General features: G+C 71.0%; 19 protein-coding genes. 9 read left to right on the top strand and 10 right to left on the bottom strand.

Annotated features, from left to right (window positions below):
• From cysD to IEZ11_RS11820, 6 genes are all read left to right on the top strand, one after another.
• Positions 1 to 647 (top strand): sulfate adenylyltransferase subunit CysD (cysD, locus tag IEZ11_RS11850; RefSeq protein ID WP_189262629.1); only part of this gene is annotated, 647 nt, incomplete at its 5' end.
• A gap of 2 nt (positions 648 to 649) precedes the next feature.
• The gene (locus IEZ11_RS11845) at positions 650 to 1981 is read left to right on the top strand and encodes a sulfate adenylyltransferase subunit 1 (protein WP_189262628.1); all 1332 of its coding nucleotides are present in this window, start codon (positions 650 to 652) and stop codon (positions 1979 to 1981) included.
• Positions 1982 to 2212: 231 nt separating this feature from the next.
• Positions 2213 to 3322 carry an aliphatic sulfonate ABC transporter substrate-binding protein gene (locus IEZ11_RS11835; RefSeq protein ID WP_189262627.1) on the top strand — a complete coding sequence of 370 codons (1110 nt, stop codon included), beginning with the start codon at positions 2213 to 2215 and terminating at the stop codon, positions 3320 to 3322.
• A gap of 35 nt (positions 3323 to 3357) precedes the next feature.
• The gene (locus IEZ11_RS11830) at positions 3358 to 4143 is read left to right on the top strand and encodes an ABC transporter ATP-binding protein (RefSeq protein ID WP_189262626.1); all 786 of its coding nucleotides are present in this window, start codon (positions 3358 to 3360) and stop codon (positions 4141 to 4143) included.
• Positions 4130 to 5008 carry an ABC transporter permease gene (locus IEZ11_RS11825; protein ID WP_189262625.1) on the top strand — a complete coding sequence of 293 codons (879 nt, stop codon included), beginning with the start codon at positions 4130 to 4132 and terminating at the stop codon, positions 5006 to 5008. Before IEZ11_RS11830 ends, IEZ11_RS11825 begins: the two co-directional genes overlap by 14 nt.
• A 5-nt stretch (positions 5009 to 5013) precedes the next feature.
• Positions 5014 to 5763 (top strand): sirohydrochlorin chelatase, encoded by a 750-nt coding sequence (locus tag IEZ11_RS11820; protein WP_189262624.1) that lies wholly within the window; start codon positions 5014 to 5016, stop codon positions 5761 to 5763.
• Positions 5764 to 5983: 220 nt separating this feature from the next.
• Here IEZ11_RS11820 and IEZ11_RS11815 read toward each other — a convergent pair whose 3' ends face one another.
• The 3 genes from IEZ11_RS11815 to IEZ11_RS11805 are packed head-to-tail and all read right to left on the bottom strand — an operon-like array spanning position 5984 to position 8230.
• Positions 5984 to 6580 carry a TIGR03086 family metal-binding protein gene (locus IEZ11_RS11815; RefSeq protein WP_189262623.1) on the bottom strand — a complete coding sequence of 199 codons (597 nt, stop codon included), beginning with the start codon at positions 6578 to 6580 and terminating at the stop codon, positions 5984 to 5986.
• 9 nt (positions 6581 to 6589) lie between these two features.
• A complete protein-coding gene (locus tag IEZ11_RS11810) occupies positions 6590 to 7627 on the bottom strand; it encodes a ketopantoate reductase family protein (RefSeq protein ID WP_189262622.1) in 1038 nt (345 codons plus the stop codon).
• 51 nt (positions 7628 to 7678) lie between these two features.
• Complete coding sequence (locus IEZ11_RS11805) at positions 7679 to 8230, bottom strand: DUF1697 domain-containing protein (RefSeq protein WP_189262621.1); 552 nt, start codon at positions 8228 to 8230, stop codon at positions 7679 to 7681.
• Positions 8231 to 8614: 384 nt separating this feature from the next.
• Between IEZ11_RS11805 and IEZ11_RS11800 the strand changes: the two genes are divergently transcribed.
• Positions 8615 to 10876 carry an MMPL family transporter gene (locus tag IEZ11_RS11800; RefSeq protein ID WP_189262620.1) on the top strand — a complete coding sequence of 754 codons (2262 nt, stop codon included), beginning with the start codon at positions 8615 to 8617 and terminating at the stop codon, positions 10874 to 10876.
• A 75-nt stretch (positions 10877 to 10951) separates the two neighbouring features.
• On the opposite strand, the gene IEZ11_RS11795 is transcribed toward IEZ11_RS11800, so the two are convergent.
• From IEZ11_RS11795 to IEZ11_RS11785, 3 genes are read right to left on the bottom strand one after another with little or no spacing between them, the layout of a single operon-like run.
• Complete coding sequence (locus tag IEZ11_RS11795; protein WP_189262619.1) at positions 10952 to 12229, bottom strand: ABC transporter substrate-binding protein; 1278 nt, start codon at positions 12227 to 12229, stop codon at positions 10952 to 10954.
• Positions 12229 to 13062 carry a carbohydrate ABC transporter permease gene (locus IEZ11_RS11790; protein WP_189262618.1) on the bottom strand — a complete coding sequence of 278 codons (834 nt, stop codon included), beginning with the start codon at positions 13060 to 13062 and terminating at the stop codon, positions 12229 to 12231. The genes IEZ11_RS11795 and IEZ11_RS11790 overlap by 1 nt, the downstream gene beginning before the upstream one ends.
• Positions 13059 to 13979 carry a carbohydrate ABC transporter permease gene (locus IEZ11_RS11785; RefSeq protein WP_373294896.1) on the bottom strand — a complete coding sequence of 307 codons (921 nt, stop codon included), beginning with the start codon at positions 13977 to 13979 and terminating at the stop codon, positions 13059 to 13061. Before IEZ11_RS11785 ends, IEZ11_RS11790 begins: the two co-directional genes overlap by 4 nt.
• Positions 13980 to 14149: 170 nt before the next feature.
• Between IEZ11_RS11785 and IEZ11_RS11780 the strand changes: the two genes are divergently transcribed.
• On the top strand, positions 14150 to 15013 hold the full coding sequence (locus tag IEZ11_RS11780) for a phosphotransferase enzyme family protein (protein WP_189262617.1): 864 nt from the start codon (positions 14150 to 14152) through the stop codon (positions 15011 to 15013).
• 126 nt (positions 15014 to 15139) lie between these two features.
• Here IEZ11_RS11780 and IEZ11_RS11775 read toward each other — a convergent pair whose 3' ends face one another.
• The 4 genes from IEZ11_RS11775 to IEZ11_RS11760 form a co-directional block, all read right to left on the bottom strand.
• Positions 15140 to 15859: a 3'-5' exonuclease gene (locus IEZ11_RS11775; protein ID WP_189262616.1), complete on the bottom strand. Its 720-nt coding sequence runs from the start codon at positions 15857 to 15859 to the stop codon at positions 15140 to 15142.
• A gap of 114 nt (positions 15860 to 15973) precedes the next feature.
• The gene (locus IEZ11_RS11770; RefSeq protein WP_189262665.1) at positions 15974 to 17215 is read right to left on the bottom strand and encodes a DUF5919 domain-containing protein; all 1242 of its coding nucleotides are present in this window, start codon (positions 17213 to 17215) and stop codon (positions 15974 to 15976) included.
• A 103-nt stretch (positions 17216 to 17318) separates the two neighbouring features.
• A complete protein-coding gene (locus tag IEZ11_RS11765) occupies positions 17319 to 18635 on the bottom strand; it encodes a copper amine oxidase (protein WP_189262615.1) in 1317 nt (438 codons plus the stop codon).
• Positions 18636 to 18693: 58 nt separating this feature from the next.
• A complete protein-coding gene (locus IEZ11_RS11760) occupies positions 18694 to 19509 on the bottom strand; it encodes a Tat pathway signal sequence domain protein (protein ID WP_189262614.1) in 816 nt (271 codons plus the stop codon).
• Between the two features lie 196 nt (positions 19510 to 19705).
• Between IEZ11_RS11760 and glgX the strand changes: the two genes are divergently transcribed.
• Positions 19706 to 21814, top strand: coding sequence for a glycogen debranching protein GlgX (gene glgX, locus IEZ11_RS11755; protein ID WP_189262613.1), 2109 nt, complete (start codon positions 19706 to 19708; stop codon positions 21812 to 21814).
• Positions 21815 to 21829: the final 15 nt, after the last annotated feature.

The following is a 21829-nucleotide window of genomic DNA, read 5'->3' as shown; positions in this document are numbered from 1 at the left end:
GCCTCCATGTGGCCTCCGTACAGGACTACATCGACCGCGGTGTGCTGCGCGAACGCCCCGACGGCGTCCGCAACCCCCTCCAGACCGTGCCGCTGACCGAGAAGATCCAGAGCGAGAAGTTCGACGCCGTCTTCGGCGGCGGCCGCCGCGACGAGGAGAAGGCCCGCGCCAAGGAGCGCGTCTTCTCCCTGCGGGACGAGTTCTCGCAGTGGGACCCGCGCCGCCAGCGCCCCGAACTGTGGAACCTCTACAACGGCCGGCACGCCCCCGGCGAGCACGTCCGCGTCTTCCCCCTGTCCAACTGGACCGAGCTGGACGTCTGGCAGTACATCGCCCGCGAGGACATCGAACTGCCGCAGATCTACTTCGCGCACGAGCGCGAGGTGTTCCAGCGGGGCGGGATGTGGCTGACCGCCGGCGAGTGGGGCGGCCCGAAGGGGGCCGAGAGCGTGGCGAAGCGCCAGGTGCGCTACCGGACCGTCGGCGACATGTCCTGCACCGGCGCGGTCGACTCCGACGCCGACAGCATCGAGAAGGTGATCGCCGAGATCGCCGCCTCCCGGCTCACCGAACGCGGCGCCACCCGGGCCGACGACAAGCTCTCCGAGGCCGCGATGGAAGACCGCAAGCGCGAGGGGTACTTCTAACCATGAGCACCACGGAACTCGGCCTCGCCGAGACGACCCTGCTGCGGTTCGCGACCGCGGGCTCCGTCGACGACGGCAAGTCCACCCTCGTCGGACGGCTCCTGCACGACTCCAAGTCGGTCCTCGCCGACCAGCTGGAGGCCGTCGAACGCGCCTCGGCGAACCGTGGCCAGGACGCCCCCGACCTGGCCCTGCTCACCGACGGCCTGCGCGCCGAGCGCGAGCAGGGCATCACCATCGACGTGGCCTACCGCTACTTCGCCACCCCGAGGCGCCGGTTCATCCTCGCCGACACCCCCGGGCACGTGCAGTACACCCGGAACATGGTCACCGGCGCCTCCACCGCCGAACTGACCGTGGTCCTGGTCGACGCCCGCAACGGGGTCGTCGAGCAGACCCGCCGGCATGCCGCGATCGCCGCCCTGCTGCGCGTCCCGCACGTGGTGCTCGCCGTCAACAAGATGGACCTGGTCGGCTACCAGGAGTCGATCTTCGCCGGGATCGCCGAGGAGTTCACGGCGTACGCCACCGAGCTGGGCGTCCCGGAGATCACCGCGATCCCGATCTCGGCGCTCGTCGGCGACAACGTCGTGGAGCCGTCCGCGAACATGGACTGGTACGGCGGCCCGACCGTCCTGGAACACCTGGAGACCGTGCCGGTCAGCCACGACCTGGCGCACTGCCACGCCCGGCTGCCCGTGCAGTACGTGATCCGCCCGCAGACCGCCGAGCACCCGGACTACCGGGGCTACGCCGGGCAGATCGCGGCCGGCACGTTCCACGTCGGCGAGCCGGTCACGGTCCTGCCGTCCGGCCGTACCACGACGATCTCGGGCATCGACCTCCTGGGCAGGCCGGTCGACACGGCGTGGACCACCCAGTCGGTGACCCTCCTGCTCACCGACGACATCGACGTCTCACGCGGCGACCTGATCGTCCCGACCAAGGACGCCCCGGCGACCACCCAGGACGTCGAGGCGACCGTCTGCCACGTGGCCGACCAGCCGCTGACCGTCGGGCACCGGGTGCTGCTCAAGCACGGCACCCGCACGGTGAAGGCGGTCGTCAAGGACATCCCGTCCCGGCTCACGCTCGACGACCTGTCCCTGCACCCGCACCCGGGCCAGCTCGTCGCCAACGACATCGGCCGGGTGAAGATCCGTACCGCCGAGCCGCTGCCGGTCGACTCCTACGCCGACTCGCGCCGCACCGGCTCGTTCATCCTGATCGACCCCGCCGACGGCACCACGCTCACCGCGGGCATGGTCGGCGAGTCGTTCGCGTCCCCCGAGCCGGTCAAGGACGAGACCGAAGACGACGGCTGGGACTTCTGACATGACGATGACCGACGTCTACTCGACGTTCGCGAAGGAGGGCGGCCGCGTCGGCAGCGGCGCCCTCGGCAGCGGGCAGGGCGGGGTGGCGCGATGTGTGCGTTGACGTACGCGCACCGCTTGCGCGCCCTCACCCCCCACCCGACGTCCCGGATGCGACGAAGACCTGCCGACCTCCCGGCCACGACCTGAGAGACCGTGACCGCCGGGCCAACGAGAGGAAAGCCTCCCGTGCCTGTCAACCGCTCAGCCCTCCTTCGCCGCGGCATAGCCGCGTTCGCCGCGCTCCCCTTGCTCACGCTCGCCGCCTGCGGGTACGGGTCGGACTCCGACAAGACCGACACCGCCAAGGTCGCCGCCGGAGCCAAGAAGATCGACGGTCTCGACTCCGTCAAGATCGGCTACTTCGGCAACCTGACCCACGCGACCGCGCTGGTCGGCAACCAGAAGGGCTTCTTCCAGAAGGAGCTCGGCGCCACCACGGCGAAGTACGCCGTCTTCAACGCGGGCCCGTCCGAGATCGAGGCGCTCAACTCCGGCTCGATCGACATCGGCTGGATCGGCCCCTCCCCGGCGATCAACGGCTACACCAAGTCCAACGGCACCGACCTGAAGATCATCGGCGGTTCGGCGTCCGGCGGCGTGAAGCTGGTCGTCAACCCGAAGAAGATCAAGTCGCTGGCGGACGTCAAGGGCAAGAAGATCGCGACGCCTCAGCTGGGCAACACGCAGGACGTGGCGTTCCTCAACTGGGTCGCCGACCAGGGCTGGAAGGTCGACGCGCAGAGCGGCAAGGGTGACGTCACGGTCGTCCGCACCGACAACAAGATCACCCCGGACGCCTTCAAGGCCGGTTCCATCGACGGCGCCTGGGTGCCGGAGCCGACCGCGTCCAAGCTGGTCGCCGAGGGCGGCAAGGTGCTGCTCGACGAGTCCACGCTGTGGCCCGACAAGAAGTTCGTGATCACGAACATCATCGTGTCGCAGAAGTTCCTCAAGGAGCACCCGAAGGTCGTCGAGGCGGTCCTCAAGGGCTCGGTCGAGACCAACAAGTGGATCAACGCCAACCCGGACGCCGCGAAGGCCTCGGCCAACAAGCAGCTGGCGGTCGACTCCGGCAAGGCGCTGCCCGACGACGTCCTGAACTCGGCCTGGTCGTCCATCCAGTTCACCGACGACCCGCTGGCCTCCACGCTCAACACCGAGGCGCAGCACGCCGTCAAGGCCGGTCTGCTCACCGACCCGCTGCTGAAGAACATCTACGACCTGACGCTCCTCAACAAGGTGCTGAAGGCCGACGGCGCGAGCACGGTCAGCGCCGCGGGTCTCGGCAGCAGCTGATCCCGGTCCCGACGAGTTCCCAGGAGGTGACGACCATGGCCACGACCACGACACTCGCCAAGGCCGACGAGTCGGTCGAGTACGCGGCACGCCTTGAGCATGTCTCGAAGTCCTTCGCGACCCCGGGCGGACAGCAGCTCGTCCTGGACGACATCACCCTCGATGTCGCGCCGGGTGAGTTCGTCACCCTCCTGGGGGCCTCGGGCTGCGGCAAGTCCACGCTGCTGAACCTGGTGGCCGGGCTCGACCGGCCCACCACGGGCTCCATCGCGACGGACGGGCGGCCCGCCCTGATGTTCCAGGAGCACGCCCTCTTCCCGTGGCTGACCGCGGGCAAGAACATCGAACTCGCCCTGAAGCTCAGGGGAGTCGCCAAGAACGACCGCCGGGACAAGGCCGAGCAGCTGCTCGAACTGGTCCGGCTGAAGGGCGCGTACGACAAGCGCGTCCACGAGCTGTCCGGTGGTATGCGCCAGCGGGCCGCGCTGGCCCGCGCGCTCGCCCAGGAGAGCAGACTCCTGCTGATGGACGAGCCGTTCTCGGCCCTGGACGCCATCACCCGGGACGTGCTGCACGACGAGCTGACCCGGATCTGGCAGGAGACCGGCGTCTCCGTCCTGTTCGTCACGCACAACGTGCGGGAGGCGGTGCGGCTCGCCCAGCGGGTGATCCTGCTGTCGTCCCGGCCGGGCCGGATAGCCCGTGAGTGGGAGGTCGGCATACCGCAGCCGCGCCGTATCGAGGACGCGCCCGTGGCCGAACTGTCCCTTGAGATCACCGATGTACTGCGTGGGGAGATCCGCCGCCATGGCCAGCACTGAGACGACGCCGGCCAAGGACGCCGGAAGTGTCGAGGCCGGCCTCGACGCCCTGGAGACGACGGCCACCAGCCGCCCGACCTTCCGCCAGACCTTCACCAGCAAGATCCTGCCGCCGATCATCGCGCTCGCCGTGGTCCTCGTGGCCTGGACGCTCCTCGTCCCGGTCGTCGACGACCCGTCCAAGCTGCCCTCGCCGACCGCGGTGGGCGACGCGTTCAAGGACGCCTGGCTCAAGGGCGACCTGCTCGGCTACATCTGGACCAGCGTCAGCCGCGGTCTGCTCGGCTTCCTCTTCGCGCTCGCCATCGGCACCCCGCTGGGGCTGCTGGTGGCCCGGGTGAAGTTCGTGCGCGCGGCGATCGGCCCGATCCTGTCCGGCCTCCAGTCGCTGCCGTCGGTGGCCTGGGTGCCGCCGGCCGTGATCTGGCTGGGCCTGAACAACTCGATGATGTACGCCGTGATCCTGCTCGGCGCGGTCCCCTCCATCGCCAACGGCCTGGTGTCCGGTGTCGACCAGGTGCCGCCGCTGTTCCTGCGGGCCGGGCGCACCATGGGCGCGACCGGCGTCAAGGGCATCTGGCACGTCGTGCTGCCGGCCGCCATGCCCGGCTATGTGGCGGGTCTGAAGCAGGGCTGGGCGTTCTCCTGGCGCTCGCTGATGGCGGCGGAGATCATCGCGAGCTTCCCCGACCTGGGCGTGGGACTCGGCCAGCTCCTGGAGAACGCGCGCACCGCCAGCGACATGGCGATGGTGTTCGAGGCGATCATCCTGATCCTGTTCGTCGGTATCGCGATCGACCTGCTGATCTTCAGTCCGCTGGAGCGGTGGGTGCTGCGCAGCCGAGGTCTGCTGGTGAAGAGCTGAGGTCCATGTACAGCAAGCCGGTCCGCCCCGTTCTCGTGGTGATCGCCCACGGCAGCCGTGATCCACGGCATGCCGCGACCGTGCACGCCCTGGTGCGGCGGGTGCGGTCGCTGCGGCCGGGGCTGCGTGTGGAGACCGGCTTCCTGGACTTCAACATCCCCTCCGTGCACGGGGTGCTGGAGTCGCTGGCGGCGGAGGGCGTGCGCGATGTCGTGGCCCTCCCGCTGCTGCTCACCCGCGCGTTCCACGCGAAGGCGGACATCCCCGCCGTCCTGCGGGACGCGCCGCCGCGGCTGCGCATCCGGCAGGCGGACGTGCTCGGCCCGTCCCCGCTGCTCCTGTCGGCCCTGGAACGGCGGCTGTACGAGGCGGGGCTGACGGCCGCCGACAAGTCCTCGACCGGGGTCGTGCTGGCCTCGGCCGGGTCCAGCGACCCGGAGGCGATCGCGGTGATCGCGGACATCGCGCGGGAGTGGCGGCACACCGGCTGGCACGCCGTGCGGCCGGCGTTCGCCTCCGCGTCGCTGCCCCGCACCGAGGAAGCGGTGCGCGAGCTCCGGGAGCTGGGCTGCGCCCGGGTCGCGGTGGCCCCTTACGTCCTCGCCCCCGGCTTCCTGCCCGACCGGATCGCCCGGGGCGCGGCGGAGGCGGACGTGCTGGCCGAGGTGCTCGGCCCGGCGCCGGAGGTGGCGCGGGTGCTGCTGGAGCGGTACGACGCGGCGCGCACCCCGGCCCTGGCGGCCGTCGGAGCCTGAGCGACGGCCTGAGCGACGGGCCCGGTTGTTCGCGGTCCGGCGCTCCCCTGTGCCGTCGGACCGCGAACGGCCGGCCCACGGCACGGCTCTCGCGAGCGTCCCTGTCGTGGCCGGCTCTTACTTCTGCGTCGGGTACGGCGAACATGTCACACCAGGGGCTTTACCGGTTCAGCACGCAACGGCTCCGCGCTGTCCGGCAGTTGACCGGAGCCGTATCCGCTCAGCCCTGGGCGAGCCGGGGGTCCCGCCCGCTGGCGGCGAGCGCGCGGTCGAAGACCGGGGCGTCGTCCGGCACCGGCACCGGGGCGGCGAAGCCGTCGTACTGGCGGTAGAGGTCGCCGTGCCGCTCGACCACGTCGAGGACGAAGCGGGCGGTGCCGTCGGAGACGTGGAACCGTCCGCCGGTGGCGGCGGCGACGTCCCAGCCGTGCACCGCCGTCTCCTTGACGACCATCGAGGCGATCTGGACGGCGGGCATCTTCGCCATGCCCAGGTCCACCTCGCCCTCCCACACCGCCGGGTCGGCCCAGGCCGCGACGGCACGGTCCAGCTGAGCCGCGTAGGCCGCGGGCCAGTCGGGGTCCTCGGTGAAGTCGCGGGCCGTCAGCTCCTCGGGGAGCTGCCTGCGCAGGGCGCGGTGCTCCAGGCCGTGGGAGGTGTAGAGGACCCAGTGGTTGACCAGGGCCCGGACGTCCCAGTCGGGGCAGTGGGTGGGGTCGCCGAGCCGTGCCGCCGGGACGCCGCGGGCGACACGGGCCGCCTCGGCGGCGCATTCGGTCATGTACGTGTGCAGGAGCTTCGGGTCGTCGTACGTCATCGCCCCAGGCTAGGAAGCGGCCGGTCGGGCCTCTTGAACAAACGCGACAGCCCCGTCGGCCAGCCGGACCAGCTCCTCGACGGGCAGCGAGCCCGGCTCCCGCTGTTCGCGCGCGAAGGTGTTGGCGAGCTGCTGGAGCAGGCCGTTGAGCGGGGTCGGCACGCCGTGCAGGCGGCCCAGCAGGGCGATCTCCCCGTTGAGGTAGTCGGCCTCGATGGTGCCGGTGCCGCGGCTGAGGGACTGCCAGGAGGAACCGCCGCCGCGCGGGGCGCCGTCCAGCGGGACCAGGTCCACCTTGTGGCCGCGCAGCTCCCGCTGCTCCGCAGCGCTCGCGTACGCGATGCCGGCGGCGTCGAGCACGGCCTCGCCCTCGGCCCGCACCCGCCGGAACAGGGTCGTGGCCGCGTCGTCGGCGATGGGCCCGGCGACGGCCTCCAGCGCGTTGCCGAGGTTGGACAGCAGCTTGGCGTACTGCCAGCGCGCCACGTCGGGCACGACCGGCGCCTCGAAGTGCGCCTTCTCCAGGTCGGCGGCGACCAGCCGGGCAATCGCGCCGGTGCCGTGCGGATAGCGGCCCAGGTGCAGCATGCCGGTGAGCGGGGCGCCGCCGGCGGAGACGACGCCCGGTTCGACGAAGGTCGACGGCAGCCAGACGCAGACGCCGTGGACGTGCCGGAAGACACGCAGGGCCAGGCGCTGGCCCTCCACGCCGTTCTGGGCGCAGAACAGGGGCAGCCGCTCCGCCGCCGTGCCGCCGCCGGCGACCGGGGCCGGCCCCCAGGCCTGGAGGGCGGCCACGGTGTCCTGTGTCTTGACGGCGAGGACCAGGACGTCGTCCGCGCGCAGTTCGCCCAGTTCGCCGGGCCCGGTGACGGCCTGGAGCCGGTACGTGTACTCGCCGTCCGGCACCTTCAGCCGCAGCCCGTCGGCCCGCAGCGCCGCGTGGTGCGCGCCCCGTGCCACCAGGACGACCTCGTGTCCCGCGCCGGCCAGCCGCCCGCCGATCGCACCGCCGACGGCCCCTGCTCCGATGATGATGTAGCGCATGGCACGAGCCTCGCACAGCCGTCGGGCCCGCTCCCGGGGCAGGGTCGGGGGTCACGCCTCCCCGGCCGTGAGCTCCACCAGCCTGACGACGGTGTTCCAGTTTCGGGTCGTGGCGATCAGACCCTTGTGGACGCGGGGCCGGGACAGCGCCTCGGCGAGCTTGGAGCGGCCGAGGCCGTCCGGGGCGTAGAGGTACAGCGCGCGGTCGCCCAGGCGGAACTCCTCGGGGAGGTGGGCGGCGGGGTCGATGTCGGCGTAGCGCTCCGGGGCGGCCGGCTCGGAGAGATAGGTGACGTGCAGCTGCCTGGCCTCCAGCTCGGCGGCCGGGAAGGGACAGGCCTCGGCGACCGCCCGCAGATAGGCGTGGTCGCGGACGAGCACGTCGACGGAGAAGCCGAACCGCTCCTCGATCGCCTCGGCCAGCTCCGCCGCAAGGGAGTCCGTGCCCCCGTGCCCGGAGGTGAACACGGCCTGCCCGCTCTGGAGGTAGGTCCGCACAAAGTCGTGTCCCAGGCCGGTCATCAGCGTGCGCAGCTCGGCCATCGGGAGCTTCTTGTTGCCGCCCACGTTGATCCCGCGCAGCAGTGCCGCATACGTCGTCATTCGAACACCTTAGAACGGCCGTCGTGCCCCGTGGGGGTGGGCACGACGGCCGCGCCGGGCAACCCGGGCTGCCCGAAACTCTGGCCGATCGGACCGTGCCGGATCAACTCCTACACGCACCTGTGACTTGTTCAACAAGGTTTCGCAATCACAAAGAGGATCCCCGTCGTCGGAAGGGGCACCCCTGATCATCACCCCCGAGATGGGGCGATAGATGTAAGGGCCCGACATCCTCCCAGGCGACGAGAGGCCGTCGCCGTACTTCACCGGGCAGTACGACGAGTCGTTCTTATCGGGCCCATACCTTCGATTCGAACGAAGGAAATCGTGACGAGAACGTGGCGGCCGGGGGCCGTCACCGCACACGAGGGGGGCATTGCCGTCATGGATCCCGTCAAGGGGAACGGAGAGACGCGGGTGCGGGGGCTGGCGGCCCGGGCCGGCGGTTGGAGCGCCCGGCACCGCTGGGCGGCCGTCGGCATATGGGTGCTGTTCGTCGTCCTGGCGATGGGGCTCGGCTCGGCGGCCGGCCAGGTCGACGTCGACGAGAGCGACCAGCTCAAGGGCGAGACTCACACCGCGGCACAGATCATCGACGACGCGGGCATCAGGCAACCGGCGAGCGAGACGGTTCTGCTCCAGGCCGAGGACCCGTCGGTCAAGGCCACGGACGCCGTCTTCAAGGCCGCCGTCACGGACGTCATGAAGGCCGTCGACGGCACCGGCAGGGTCACGGACGTCACCTCGCCGTACATCACCGGGACGATCTCGAAGGACGGCCGCAGCGCGCTGGTCCAGTTCGACATGCGTGGCGACTCCGAGACCGCCGGCGACCGGGTCCAGCCGGTCCTGGACGCGGTGGCCCGGGTGCAGAAGGCGCACGGCACGCTGCGGATCGAGGAGATCGGCGGCGCCAGCATGAACAAGCAGTACGACGACGCCTTCGGCAAGGACTTCCAGCGCGCCGAGTACTCCGCCGTGCCGGTGGCCTTCGGCATCCTGCTGATCGCCTTCGGCGCCCTGGTGGCGGCCCTGCTCCCGGTCGGCCTCGCGATCACCGCGATCGTGGCGACGATGGGCCTGATGGGTCTGGTCAGCCATCTGCAGCCGATGAGCGACACCGCCAACTCCGTGATGCTGCTGGTCGGCATGGCGGTCGGCGTCGACTACTGCCTCTTCTACCTGCGCCGGGAACGCGAGGAACGGGAGGCAGGCCGGGACGCGGGCACCGCGCTCCGGATCGCCGCCGCCACCAGCGGCCGGGCGATCATCGTCTCCGGCGTCACGGTCTGCGTGGCGATGGCGGGCATGCTCTTCACCGGCCTCGCCGAGTTCGAGGCGATGGGCCTGGCCTCCCTGATGGTCGTCGCGGTCGCCATGGTCGGCTCCGTGACCGTCCTGCCGGCGCTGCTGTCCCTGCTGGGCCACCGGGTCGAGAAGGGCCGCATCCCCTTCCTGCGCCGCCGTGAGCGGGCCCACGGGCCCTCCGAGAGCCGCTTCTGGACGGCCGTGCTGCGTGGTGTGCTCGCCAAGCCGCTGCTCTCCGTGGTCGTCGCGACGGGCGCCCTGCTCGCGGTCGCCGCTCCCGCCCTCGGCATGAAGACCTCGCAGCTCACCCTGGACCAGGAGTTCGGGAACTCGCTGCCGATCGTGCAGACCTACGACCGCGTCAACCAGGCCTTCCCGGGCGGCTCCGAGCCTGCCGAGGTGGTCGTCAGGGCGAAGGACATCAACGCCCCCGAGGTCAGGCAGGCGCTGACCGACTTCAAGGAGCGCGCGATCAGCTCGGGCGCCTCGCGCGGCCCGGTCGACATCAGGCTGCACGACGCCCAGAACGTCGCCCTGATCTCCGTGCCGCTGGTCGGCGGGTCCGACCTGGACAAGGCCGGCAAGAGCCTGCTGAAGCTGCGCGACGAGGTGCGGCCGGCCACGCTCGGCAGGGTCGACGGCGTGCAGGCGCCGATCACCGGAAACGTCGCGGGCAACCAGGACTTCAACGACCAGCTGCTCGGCTCGGTCGTCCCGGTCTTCGCCTTCGTCGTCGTCTTCGCCTTCCTGCTGATGCTGCTGTCGTTCCGTTCGCTGACGGTCGCGATCACCTCGATCGTCCTCAACCTGCTCTCGGTGGGCGCCGCCTACGGCATCCTCGTCGCCGTCTTCCAGCACGGCTGGGGCGCCTCGCTGGTGGGCGCGCAGGGTGTCGGCGCGATCGTCACCTGGCTGCCGCTGTTCCTCTTCGTGATCCTGTTCGGCCTGTCCATGGACTACCACGTGTTCGTGGTCTCCCGGATCCGCGAGGCCCGGCTGCGCGGCCGGTCCACCAAGGACGCGATCCGGCACGGGGTGGTCACCACGGCCGGGGTCGTCACCAGCGCAGCCGTCATCATGGTCGCCGTGTTCGGGATCTTCGGCACGCTGTCCATGCAGTCCATGAAGCAGATGGGCGTGGGCCTGGCGGCCGCGGTCCTCATCGACGCGACGATCATCAGGGGCGTGCTGCTCCCGGCGGTGATGGCGCTGCTCGGCGAGCGCAACTGGTACCTGCCCGACTGGCTGCGGTGGCTGCCGGACCTGACCCACGACGAGTCGCCGGAGGCGGTGGCACCGGCCGCCGGGCGGGGCGAAGCGGACCGGCTCCCGGTCTGAGCCGCGCGGCAACACCCCTTCACGCAGGGTCCGTTGGTCTCCGGGGGAGCCAACGGGCCCTGTCCTCCTGAGGTCTCAGCGCTGGTAGCGGGCCAGCACCAGGTTGCCGTCCGTCTCCAGCCGGTGGCGGAGTTCACCGAGGCCGATGGCGCCGCTGTAGTACTCCTGGAGGGCCGGGGTCGCCACCTTGTCCTTCCACTCGGGATAGCCGCGGACCGTCTGGGCGGGGGCCGGGCCGAGGTGTCCGGCGAGGGCGGTGCCGGTGGCCCACCCGTACGTCGCGGTGTGCAGGGCGGGATCCCCGAGCGCCTCGGTGCCGGTGGGCAGCATCCAGTCGCCGAGGGCGAGCCGGACCATGTTCTTCGGCCGGAGGAGGAAGTCGATGAACTCGGCCGCCTCCTTCTTGTGCGGGCTGTCCGCGGCGATGGAGAGCGTCTGCGGACTGACACCCTGGGCGAGCCCGTCGGCACCGGCCGGGGCGGGCAGCACCTCCCACCGGAAGCCCTTGGGCGCCTGCTGGACGATCTGCTGGCGGTAGGAGAACCCGAGCGGGACCATCGCGTACCTGCCGGCGAAGAAGCCGGGCAGGGTGTCCGAACCACCGCTGCCCAGCGTCGAGTCCGGAGCACTGTGGTCGACGACGACCTGGTCGTGGACGGTGCGCGGCACGACCTGGTCGGCGGCCCGGAACCGTACGGTCACCTTCCCGTCGGCGCCCCGGTGGAAGAGCTGCCCGCCCGCCGACAGCGACAGGTTGAGCGTGGCGGAGACCGGCTCCTTGAGCGGCCAGGCGACGCCGTACCTGCCGTCGCCGCTGAGCCGCTCGGTGATCTGCCGGAACTCGGCCCAGGTCCACGGGTGTTCCGGGGTGGGTATGCGCACACCGGCCTCGGCGAGCCAGGTCGTGTTGGCGATCAGCACCCGCGGTTCCTGGAGGAAGGGCACCCCGTAGATGCCGTTCCCGAAGGTCGCCGTCCGCCAACTGCGCAGTGGTATGCCGGACTTGAGCCGGTCGGTCAACAGGCCGGTCAGGTCTGCGAGGTAGCCGCCGTAGGCGAAGTCCGCGAGGTCGTCGGAGGCGTCGTGGATGATGTCCGGGGCCTCACCGCCCTCGAAGGAGGTGAGCAGCTGGTCGTGGACGCTGTCCCAGCTGCCCTGGACGTACTCGACCTTGACGTCGGAGTGGGTGGCGTTCCACTCCTCGACCAGTTCCCTGTTGGCGGCGACCGACTCGTCCTGCCAGGCCAGGGACTGGAAGCGGAGGGTGATCGGGCCGCCGGTGCGGGACGCGGAGGTGCAGCCCGCGAGCAGCAGGAGGAGTACGACGACCGCCGTAGTGAGCCTGGTGCGCATCAGCTCTTCACCGCCCCGGCGAGCAGCCCGCCCGCGATCCGCCGCTGGACGAGTGCGAAGACGACCAGCGAGGGCAGGGTGGCGAGGAAGGCGGCCGCCGCCAGCGGGCCCAGGTCGGCCACGCCCTCGGCGCCGATGAAATGGGTGAGGACGACCGGCAGGGTCTGTTTCTCCGGTGTCTTCAGCAGCACCAGCGCGAAGAAGAACTCGTTCCACGCGGTGACGAAGGCGAACAGCCCGGTCGCCACGATGCCGGGCGCCAGCAGCGGTGCCGTCACCGACACCAGCGTCCGCAGCCGCCCGGCCCCGTCGACGGCAGCGGCCTCCTCCAGTTCCACGGGCACCGCGCGGACGTGGCCGACGAGCATCCACAGCGCGAACGGCAGCGCCCACACCACGTACACCATGACCAGTCCGAACAGGGAGTCGATCAGCCGCAGGTGCTTCAGCACCAGGAACAACGGGATGATCACCAGGACGAACGGGAAGGCCTGGCTGACGACCACCCATCCGGTGACGGCCCGGGACAGTGCCGTACGGCGCCGGGCGATGACGTACGCCAGCGGGGTCGCGAGGAGTACGGCGATCAGCGCGGCCCCGAGCGCGGCGAGCAGGGAGTTGAGACCGGCCCGGAGCAGGGGTTGTTCGTCGAAGGCCTGCCGGAAGTTGGCCAGGGTGGGGTGCCGGGGGATCCAGGTGGGGTGCAGACTGCCCAGCTCGGTGGGCGACTTGAAGGCGGTGGAGAGCAGCCACAGGAGCGGGAAGGCCAGAAAGACGAGATACGCGAGCAGGGCCGCGTACTGTCCGGCGCGGGCTGCGGGTCGGGTCCTCACGCGTCCTCGCCTCCCCGCAGCCGCCCCGCCAGGAAGACGGCCAGCAGCACCGCGATCACGGCGACCATCACGCACCCCATCGCCGCCGCGTACCCGAACTGGCCGTAGCGGAACGCCTCTTCGTAGGCGAACAGCATCGGCAGCCGGGTCTTGCCGCCGGGGCCGCCGTTGGTGAGGACGTAGACCAGGGCGAAGGAGTTGAAGTTCCAGATCAGGTTGAGCGCGGTGATGGCGAGGGCGACGGGTCTGAGGGCGGGCCAGGTGACGGTGCGGAAGCGGCGCCAGGCGCCCGCGCCGTCCACCGCCGCCGCCTCGTGCAGTTCGCGCGGGGTGTTCTGGAGGCCGGCGAGCAGGGCGACCGTGGTCTGTGGCATCCCGGCCCAGACGCCGACGACGATCACTGCGGGCAGGGCGGTGGCGAGGCCGCTGAGCCAGTCCCGGCCGTCGCCGAGGCCGAGGTCGCGCAGGGTCTCGTTGAGGACGCCCGCGTCCGGGTTGTAGACGAGCCGCCAGATGATGCCGACGACGACCTCGGGCATCGCCCACGGGACGATCGCGAGGGCGCGGGCCAGCCGGCGCAGGCGTAACTCCTGGTCGAGCAGGAGCGCGAGGCCGAGGGCGAGCAGGAACTGCGGGACGGTCACCCCGACCGCCCAGACCAGGCCGATCCGGAACGACTCCCAGAAGAGGGTGTCGTGCAGCAGGTCCCGGAAGTTGAGACCGCCGATCCACCGGGTCGCCGCGGTCCGGCCGGACTGGGCGTCGGTGAAGGCCAGCAGGAGCCCGTAGAGCAGCGGGCCGACGCTCAGCACGAGGATCGGGATCAGGGCGGGCAGCACCAGGAACCAGGCGCCGTGATCGGTGACACGTGCGGCGGCCGGCCGCCTCTCACTCGCCGCGTCGGTAACCAATGCCACGTCATCCCCCTTTGCGCGGCCCGGTCGGGCCTGGACATGGTCGTGAAGGCCGGTGGTCCCGTCAAGGCACCGCGCACCTGGTCCGACCTCCGTGGATGCGAGACTGGCCACCGGAAGGCGGGAAGACCACGCCGTGTGCACACGCACAGCGGCGGACACGGAGGCGGGCGATGGACGAGGCAAGGGCACGGGACGTACTGGCCGCGGCGGATGTGCTGCCCGGCGCGGCGGCCGGCGCCTCGCTGCTCGCGCTGGGCGAGAACGCGGTGTTCGCCGCCGGGGACCTGGTGGTGAAGGTCGGCCGGGACGCCGAACTGCTCGACCGGGCCCGGCGCGAGCTGGAGATCGCCGGCTGGCTGGCGGAGGCGGGCGTGCCGGCCGTGCGGGCCGCCGAGCCGAAGGCGCTGCTCGTCGAGGGCCACCCGGTGACCGTGTGGCACCGGCTGCCGGATCCGGTGCGGCCGGCCGAACCGCGGGATCTGGCCGAACTGCTCCGGATCGTGCACGCGCTGCCCTCCCCTTCCTTCGCCCTGCCGCCCCGCGAGCTGCTGGGCGGTGTGGAGCGCTGGCTGCGGCTGGCCGGCGCCGCGATCGACCCCGCCGACGCGGCGTATCTGCGGGAGCGCCGGGACGGCTTCGCGGCGGCCGCGGCCGCGCTGACGCCACGGCTGACGCCGGGGCCGATCCACGGGGACGCGCTGCCCCGCAATGTGCACGTCGGCCCGGACGGCCCGGTCCTGGTCGACCTGGAGACCTTCTCCTCGGACCTGCGCGAGCACGACCTGGTGGTGATGGCACTGTCCCGGGACCGGTACGGGCTGCCCGCCGAGGCGTACGACTCGTTCGTCGAGGCCTACGGGTGGGACGTACGCGCGTGGGAGGGGTGCGGCGTGCTGCGCGGCGCCCGGGAGACGGCGAGCTGTGCCTGGGTCGCCCAGCACGCACCGAGCAACCCGAAGGCGCTGGCGGAGTTCGGACGCCGGGTGGCGTCGCTACGCGAGGGCGACGAGTCGGTGCGCTGGTACCCCTTCTGAGGAGCGCCCGCCAAGGAGCGCCCGCTGTGGAGCGCCCCGAAGGGGCGCGGGGAACTGCGCGGCCAGCCACGACGGCGTCGCAGACGAACGACGGGCCATCGCGCCGCTTCCAGCCGAGCGGAACGCTCAAACCACTTCGGCCAGCTCCCGCAGGGGCCACGCCCCGTCCACCACCGCGTCGGCCTCCCCCTTGCGCCGCAGGAACTGCTGGAAGTCCGCCGCCCACTCCGCGTACCACTCCACCTGGCTCCGGTGCAGCTCCGCCGGACCCAGCGCCGCGATCTTCGGGTGGCGCTCGGCTATCGCGCCGGCCAGGCGGGCCGCGGCGAGGGCGTCGGCCGAGGCGTTGTGGGCGGCGGTGAGGGTGATGCCGTACTCGGCGCAGACCGCTTCCAGGTTGCGCTTGCCGCGGCGGTAGCGGTCGACCCGGCGGTCGATGGTGTACGGGTCGATGACCGGAGCGGGGTCCAGGCCGCCGAGGCGGTCGGAGAGGGACGGCAGTCCGTGCCGGCGCAGTTCCGCGGAGAGCAGGGTGAGGTCGAAGGTCGCGTTGTAGGCGACGACCGGGACGCCGGTGCGCCAGTAGCCGGTGAGGACGCCCGCGAGGGCGTCGGCGACCTCGTCGGCCGGTCTGCCCTCCGCCGCCGCCCGCTCGTTGCTGATGCCGTGCACCGCCACCGCGTCGGCCGGGATCTCCACGCCCGGATCCGCGAGCCACTCGCGGCGGCCCAGTTCCTGCCCGGCCCTGACCTCGATCACGGCCGCCGTGACGATCCGTGCCTCGCGTGGATCCGTACCCGTCGTCTCCAGGTCGAAGCCGATCAGGAGCTCCTGGTGCCAGCCCATGGGCGGCCCCCCTTCTTGGTGGTGCTTTCCCCCAGTGGTCTCCACCCTCGCATGCCCCACTGACAATCAGACGACCGCGTTCCGCTTACCGGCGCGTCACCGTCGGGGCACGCGTCAGGACACCGGGCGCGAATCCACCCAAGCCGTCTCGAACTCCTCACGGTACGTCGGGAAGAGACCCGCCTCCCCCACGTCGTCCGACTTGACCACCTTGTTGCCGTTGCGCAGCACCAGCACGGGCGACTCCATCCCGCGCGCGCCCCGCAGATAGGACTGGACGATGCCGACCCCGTCGGCGCCGTCGCCGTCCACCAGGTAGGCGGAGAAGCGGGGGGTGTCGTCGTACACCTGGATCTCGAAGGCGCCCGGGTCGCGCAGCCGGGAGCGGACCCGGCGCATGTGGAGGATGTTCATCTCGACCGATCGGCCCAGTTCGCCCCGTTTCATCCCGAGTTCGCGTTCGCGGCGCTTGACGGCGCTGGAGGCGGGGTTGAGGAAGAGGAGCCGGACCCGGCAGCCGCTCTCGGCGAGGCGGATCAGGCGGCGGCCGGAGAAGTTCTGCACGAGCAGGTTGAGGCCGATGCCGATGGCGTCCAGGCGGCGGGCGCCGCCGAAGAGGTCCTCGGCCGGGAACTGGCGCATCAGGCGGACCCGGTCGGGATGGACGGCCACGACGTCCGCGTAGCGGTCGCCGACCAGGTCCTCCACCGCGTCCACCGGCAGCCGGCGCGCCGAGGGCACGTCGCCGCCCGCGCCCAGCATCTCCAGGAGCCGGGCGGAGGCGCGCTCGGCCTGGTCCAGGACGGCCCCGGACAGCGCCCGGTTGCGGGAGACGACGTTGCGGGTCACCTCCAGCTCGTCCAGGGCGAGTTCGACGTCCCGGCGCTCGTCGAAGTACGGCTCGAAGCAGGGCCAGTGCTGCACCATCAGCTCGCGCAGCTGGGGCAGGGTGAGGAAGCTGAGCACGTTGTCGTCGGCCGGGTCGAGCAGGTACCCCTTGCGGCGGCTGACCTCGCGGACGGCGACCGCCCGCTGCACCCACTCCTGGCCGGCCGGACCGGCGGCGGCCACCACCCACTCGTCGCCGTGGACGGGTTCATAGATGGGCCGCAGCACGGCGGCCACGACCGTGCGCATCCGCTGCTCGACGAGGTTCAGCCAGATGTAGGCCCGGCCGGCCCGCTGGGCGCGCGTACGCACCTCCAGCCAGGCGTCGGCATCCCACTCCAGCTCCGGCCCGATGGAGCCCGTGGCGTCCATCGGCCGGGCCAGGGACACCGCGCCGGGCGGGACGTCTGTGGAGTTCCCCTCGTGACCCTCGTCACCAGGGGGCAGCTCCAGGCCTCCCGAGCCCACCCCGTGCACCGCCTTCCGCTCCCCCGAGCTCTCCCTGTGCCAACGATCAAGGAAGGGTACTCCGGGAGTGGTCGGCGGTGCAGCAGGATGCACAGGTCGTTTCTCAACTACCGTTTCCGGGCTCTCCGTTCTGATCGGCGAGGGCGGCCGGAGTGAGCGGATTCATAGCGGTGACGTCCCGCGGGGCGATGGAGAAACCCTGCCAGTGGACCGGCATCGGCTGCTGGTCCTCGTCGCGCGCGATGTGGTGGAAGCCGACGTTCACCCAGACCACGGGGTTGGTGAGGGTCTGCCCGTTCACGAACTTGTCGACGGTCTTGGGGTGGCCGGTCGCACAGCCGGGGTTGTTGCTCGCGAACTGCTCGCACTTGTCGTACTGGGTGAAGTAGACGTCGTGCGAGGTGAAGGCGTGGCCCGGGTACTTGTTGCTGGCGCCCTGGACGATCTCGTACGACCGGGCGTGCCCGTCCTTGTTCTTGCCGGCCGTGCTGACCACCCGCCACCAGCGCATGTTCTTGGCGTCACCGGCGAGTTCCTTGGTGACGTCGGTACGGGTCGTCTTGTTGCTGGGCGCCTCCTGGCCGTGGGCCGGTGCGCTGACCTTCGAGTCGTACTGCTCGACACGGCTCCTGGAGGAGCCGTCGAGGTCGAAGTCCAGCTTCCAGAACACGTTGTGGCTGTGGCTGGTGGCGTAGGCGTGGGCGCCCTTGCCGATCGGCCAGCCGCGGCCGTCCCCGGCGTCGTAGTCGCTCGGCGAGAGGCTGCCGGTGGCACCGACGTTCATGTTGATCGTGCCGTCGTCCTGGAACCGCCACTCGGTCATGTACTCGTACCAGCCGACCTTGTTGACGGTGTAGATCAACAGGTCCTTGCCCTGCGCCTGGTACACCTTGTTGCCGGTGTCGGCCTGCATCCGGTACGCGTGGCCGCGCGAACGGGTGGTGGTGCACAGGCCGTTGACGTTGGGGTGGGCGGGGTCCCAGGCGTCGGGGACCTTGACGGTCTTGATGGTGCCGCCGGGGCACTCGGCCGAGGCGAGCGGCACCAGGCCCTGGGCGAAGCCGAACCCGGTCAGGTCGTCGTACTCGACGCTGCCGTCGTCGTAGGGGACGTCGATCTGGGCCAGGCGGGCGCTGGAGAGCACCTTGATGGGGGCCGGCTCGCCCTTGGGCTGGTAGGAGATGTGCTCCAGGACCAGTCCGGCCTTGCTGTCGTAGCGCCAGCACATCCGCCAGGTGGTGCCGGTGGAGAGCTTCTGCTCGATGCGGTAGGCGGCGGAGCAGTCGGCGGCGGCCGCGGCGGCCCGCTTCGGCTGGGCGACGGCGGGCCCGGCCGCGGTGGTCACGCCGGCGGCCAGCGCGGCCGCGGACAGGCCGACGGCGGCCGTCCTGCGGACACGGCGGATTCTGTTCGGATGCATGACGAAGTGACTCCTGGTACGGGAGATGCAGGCTGGAAAGATGAACGGAGGGGCCGGCTCAGCTGCCGAGCTTCACGACCTTGCGCGCGCTCAGGTCGACGACGAGCGACCTGGCGTCGATCCACGGCCCGTTCTTGACCTTCGGGAACAGCCGCACGCAGCGGTGTTCGCCGCACTTGTCGAGCGCGGCCGGCTGGGCGCCCGGAGTGGCGCGGTAGACCGCGCTGTTGAGCAGCAGCTGCTGTTCCGGGTCGGTCAGCTCGCTGCCGGTGGCGTCCTTGAAGTCCGCCTTCAGACCCGCCCCGAGCGGGTCGGCGATCAGCACCTCGAGGGCCTCGACGTTCTCGTCGTGGCTGAGCGGCGGCTGGACGCCCGTACGGCTGGTGGTCTGCTCCACCTTGCCGGTGTCGAGGTTGACGGTCCGGGTGACGAGCGTGTCGTCCCGGTAGTCGTAGAACGTCACGTCCGCGCGGCGCGGCGCGTTCGTGGCGTCCAGTTCGTCGGCGTCCGGCTCGGCGAGGTCGACGCTGAGCCGCTCCGGACCGCGCCGTCCCTCGACGTTCTCCCCGGCGCTGAACATCTGCTTGGTCAGGGCGAGTTGTTCGACGCGCTTGGTCTCGTCGTCGGTCAGCGGGTCGCTGCCGGTGCCCTTCTTCCCCTCGGCCGGCGCCTGTTCCACCACGCCCGGCTTGACGGCGCCCGATCCCTGGCCGCCCTGCTGGGCGGCGACCGCGGCGCCTCCGGCGCTTCCTCCCGACTCGTTCGCCCCTGCCGTACCCGGCAGGGTGATCCCGACCATCACGGCGGTGCCCGCCACCGCCAGTCCCGCACCGGCCACCACTTTGCCCAGATGGCGGTGCACTATCTTGCGCACATCTTCCCCCTACTCCCCCTTGGTCACAGGGAGTACGTCTCGGCCCCACTGGTTCGGCACACATCGCCGCATAAGCCACGGTGTGCTCTGGTCGCCGAGTAAGAGGGACGTAAGTCACGAGGGGTTCCATTACTTTCGGGCAGACTCATGACCAAGGCGCCTCCGGGCGCAGGACGCACCTGGAAGAGTCGACTTCATGCAGGTCTGGCCTGGAGGGGCATATCCGCTCGGCGCCACGTACGACGGCGCCGGGACCAACTTCGCGGTGTTCACGGAGGCCGCGGACCGAGTGGAGCTGTGTCTGCTGCACGACGACGGCTCCGAGACGGCGGTGGAACTGCGGGAGAGCGACGCCTTCGTACGGCACGCGTACCTGCCGGGCGTGATGCCGGGGCAGCGGTACGGCTTCCGGGTGCACGGCCCGTACGAACCCGGGCGCGGGCAGCGCTGCAACTCGGCCAAACTGCTGCTCGACCCGTACGCGAAGGCGGTCAGCGGGTCGGTGCGCTGGGGCGAGGAGGTGTACGGCTACCACTTCGGCGACCCCGACAAGCGCAACGACCTGGACTCGGCGCCGCACACCATGACGTCGGTGGTGATCAACCCGTACTTCGACTGGGGCGACGACCGGCGGCCGCGCACCGAGTACCACCACACGGTGATCTACGAGGCCCATGTGAAGGGCCTCACCATGCGCCATCCGGGCCTGCCGGAGGAGCTGCGCGGCACCTACGCGGGCCTGGCGCACCCGGCCGTCGTCGAGCACCTGACGGCGCTGGGCGTCACGGCCCTGGAGCTGATGCCGGTCCACCAGTTCGTGAACGACCACCGGCTGGTCGACATGGACCTGAACAACTACTGGGGCTACAACACCATCGGCTTCTTCGCCCCGCACAACGCGTACGCCTCCTGGGGCGACCGCGGCCAGCAGGTGCTGGAGTTCAAGTCGGCGGTCCGGGCGCTGCACGAGGCCGGGATCGAGGTGATCCTCGACGTGGTCTACAACCACACCGCCGAGGGCAACCACCTGGGCCCGACGCTGTCCTTCCGCGGCCTGGACAACCCCTCCTACTACCGGCTGACGGACGACCCGCGCTACTACATGGACACCACCGGCACCGGCAACTCGCTGCTGATGCGGTCCCCGCACGTACTCCAGATGATCATGGACTCGCTGCGGTACTGGGTCACCGAGATGCATGTCGACGGCTTCCGCTTCGACCTCGCGGCCACCCTGGCCCGGCAGTTCCACGAGGTGGACCGGCTTTCGTCGTTCTTCGACCTGGTGCAGCAGGACCCGGTCGTCTCCCAGGTGAAGCTGATCGCCGAGCCCTGGGACGTGGGCGAGGGCGGCTACCAGGTGGGCAACTTCCCGCCGCTGTGGACCGAGTGGAACGGCAAGTACCGGGACACCGTGCGCGACCTGTGGCGCGGCGAGCCGCGCGCACTGGCGGAGTTCGCGTCCCGGCTGACCGGCTCCTCCGACCTGTACCAGGACGACGGCCGCCGCCCGCTGGCCTCCATCAACTTCGTCACCTGTCACGACGGCTTCACGCTGCACGACCTGGTGTCGTACAACGACAAGCACAACGCGGCCAACGGCGAGGACAACCGGGACGGCGAGAGCCACAACCGCTCGTGGAACTGCGGGGTCGAGGGCCACACCGACGACCCCGCGATCCTCGAACTGCGCGAGCGGCAGATGCGTAACTTCGTCGCCACGCTGATGCTGTCCCAGGGCGTGCCGATGCTCGGCCACGGCGACGAGTTCGCGCGTACCCAGGGCGGCAACAACAACGCGTACTGCCAGGACAACGAGGTGTCCTGGGTGGACTGGCCGTCATCCGAGGAGGACAGCGAGCTGCTGGACTTCACGCGCGCGATGGCGCGGCTGCGCAAGGAGCACCCGGTCTTCCGGCGCCGCCGCTTCTTCCACGGCCGTCCGGTGGAGGGCACCCACGACGAGCTCTCCGACATCGCCTGGTTCACTCCCGAGGGCCACGAGATGGTCCAGCGCGACTGGGACTCGGCGCAGGCGTCGGCCCTCACGGTGTTCCTGAACGGCAACGCGATCTCGGAACCGGGCTCCCGGGGCCAGCGGATCGCCGACGACTCGTTCCTGCTGATGTTCAACGCGTCACCGGCGGCGCTGGAGTTCCTGGTGCCCGTGAACCACGGCCGCCAGTGGGAGGTGGTGGTCGACACGGCACGGGCGGAGCCGATGTCGGCCGGGCCGAAGGTGGACGGCGGCGAACGCCTCACGCTGGCGAGCCGGAGCCTGACTGTCCTGAAGCGGCCGGCATAAGGCACCGCGCCCCCT

This window comes from Streptomyces fuscichromogenes, from assembly GCF_014645815.1.
Classification (GTDB): domain Bacteria; phylum Actinomycetota; class Actinomycetes; order Streptomycetales; family Streptomycetaceae; genus Streptomyces; species Streptomyces fuscichromogenes.
Note: the sequence above shows the minus strand (reverse complement) of the source record. Positions and strands in the feature narration are given on the sequence as shown.

Coding starts and splice junctions, on each gene's coding strand:
- IEZ11_RS11845 (WP_189262628.1), top strand. CDS start 650: ATGAGCACCACGGAACTCGGCCTCGCCGAGACGACCCTGCTGCGGTTC.
- IEZ11_RS11830 (WP_189262626.1), top strand. CDS start 3,358: ATGGCCACGACCACGACACTCGCCAAGGCCGACGAGTCGGTCGAGTAC.
- IEZ11_RS11825 (WP_189262625.1), top strand. CDS start 4,130: ATGGCCAGCACTGAGACGACGCCGGCCAAGGACGCCGGAAGTGTCGAG.
- IEZ11_RS11820 (WP_189262624.1), top strand. CDS start 5,014: ATGTACAGCAAGCCGGTCCGCCCCGTTCTCGTGGTGATCGCCCACGGC.
- IEZ11_RS11815 (WP_189262623.1), bottom strand. CDS start 6,580: ATGACGTACGACGACCCGAAGCTCCTGCACACGTACATGACCGAATGC.
- IEZ11_RS11810 (WP_189262622.1), bottom strand. CDS start 7,627: ATGCGCTACATCATCATCGGAGCAGGGGCCGTCGGCGGTGCGATCGGC.
- IEZ11_RS11805 (WP_189262621.1), bottom strand. CDS start 8,230: ATGACGACGTATGCGGCACTGCTGCGCGGGATCAACGTGGGCGGCAAC.
- IEZ11_RS11800 (WP_189262620.1), top strand. CDS start 8,615: ATGGATCCCGTCAAGGGGAACGGAGAGACGCGGGTGCGGGGGCTGGCG.
- IEZ11_RS11795 (WP_189262619.1), bottom strand. CDS start 12,229: ATGCGCACCAGGCTCACTACGGCGGTCGTCGTACTCCTCCTGCTGCTC.
- IEZ11_RS11780 (WP_189262617.1), top strand. CDS start 14,150: ATGGACGAGGCAAGGGCACGGGACGTACTGGCCGCGGCGGATGTGCTG.
- IEZ11_RS11775 (WP_189262616.1), bottom strand. CDS start 15,859: ATGGGCTGGCACCAGGAGCTCCTGATCGGCTTCGACCTGGAGACGACG.
- IEZ11_RS11765 (WP_189262615.1), bottom strand. CDS start 18,635: ATGCATCCGAACAGAATCCGCCGTGTCCGCAGGACGGCCGCCGTCGGC.
- glgX (WP_189262613.1), top strand. CDS start 19,706: ATGCAGGTCTGGCCTGGAGGGGCATATCCGCTCGGCGCCACGTACGAC.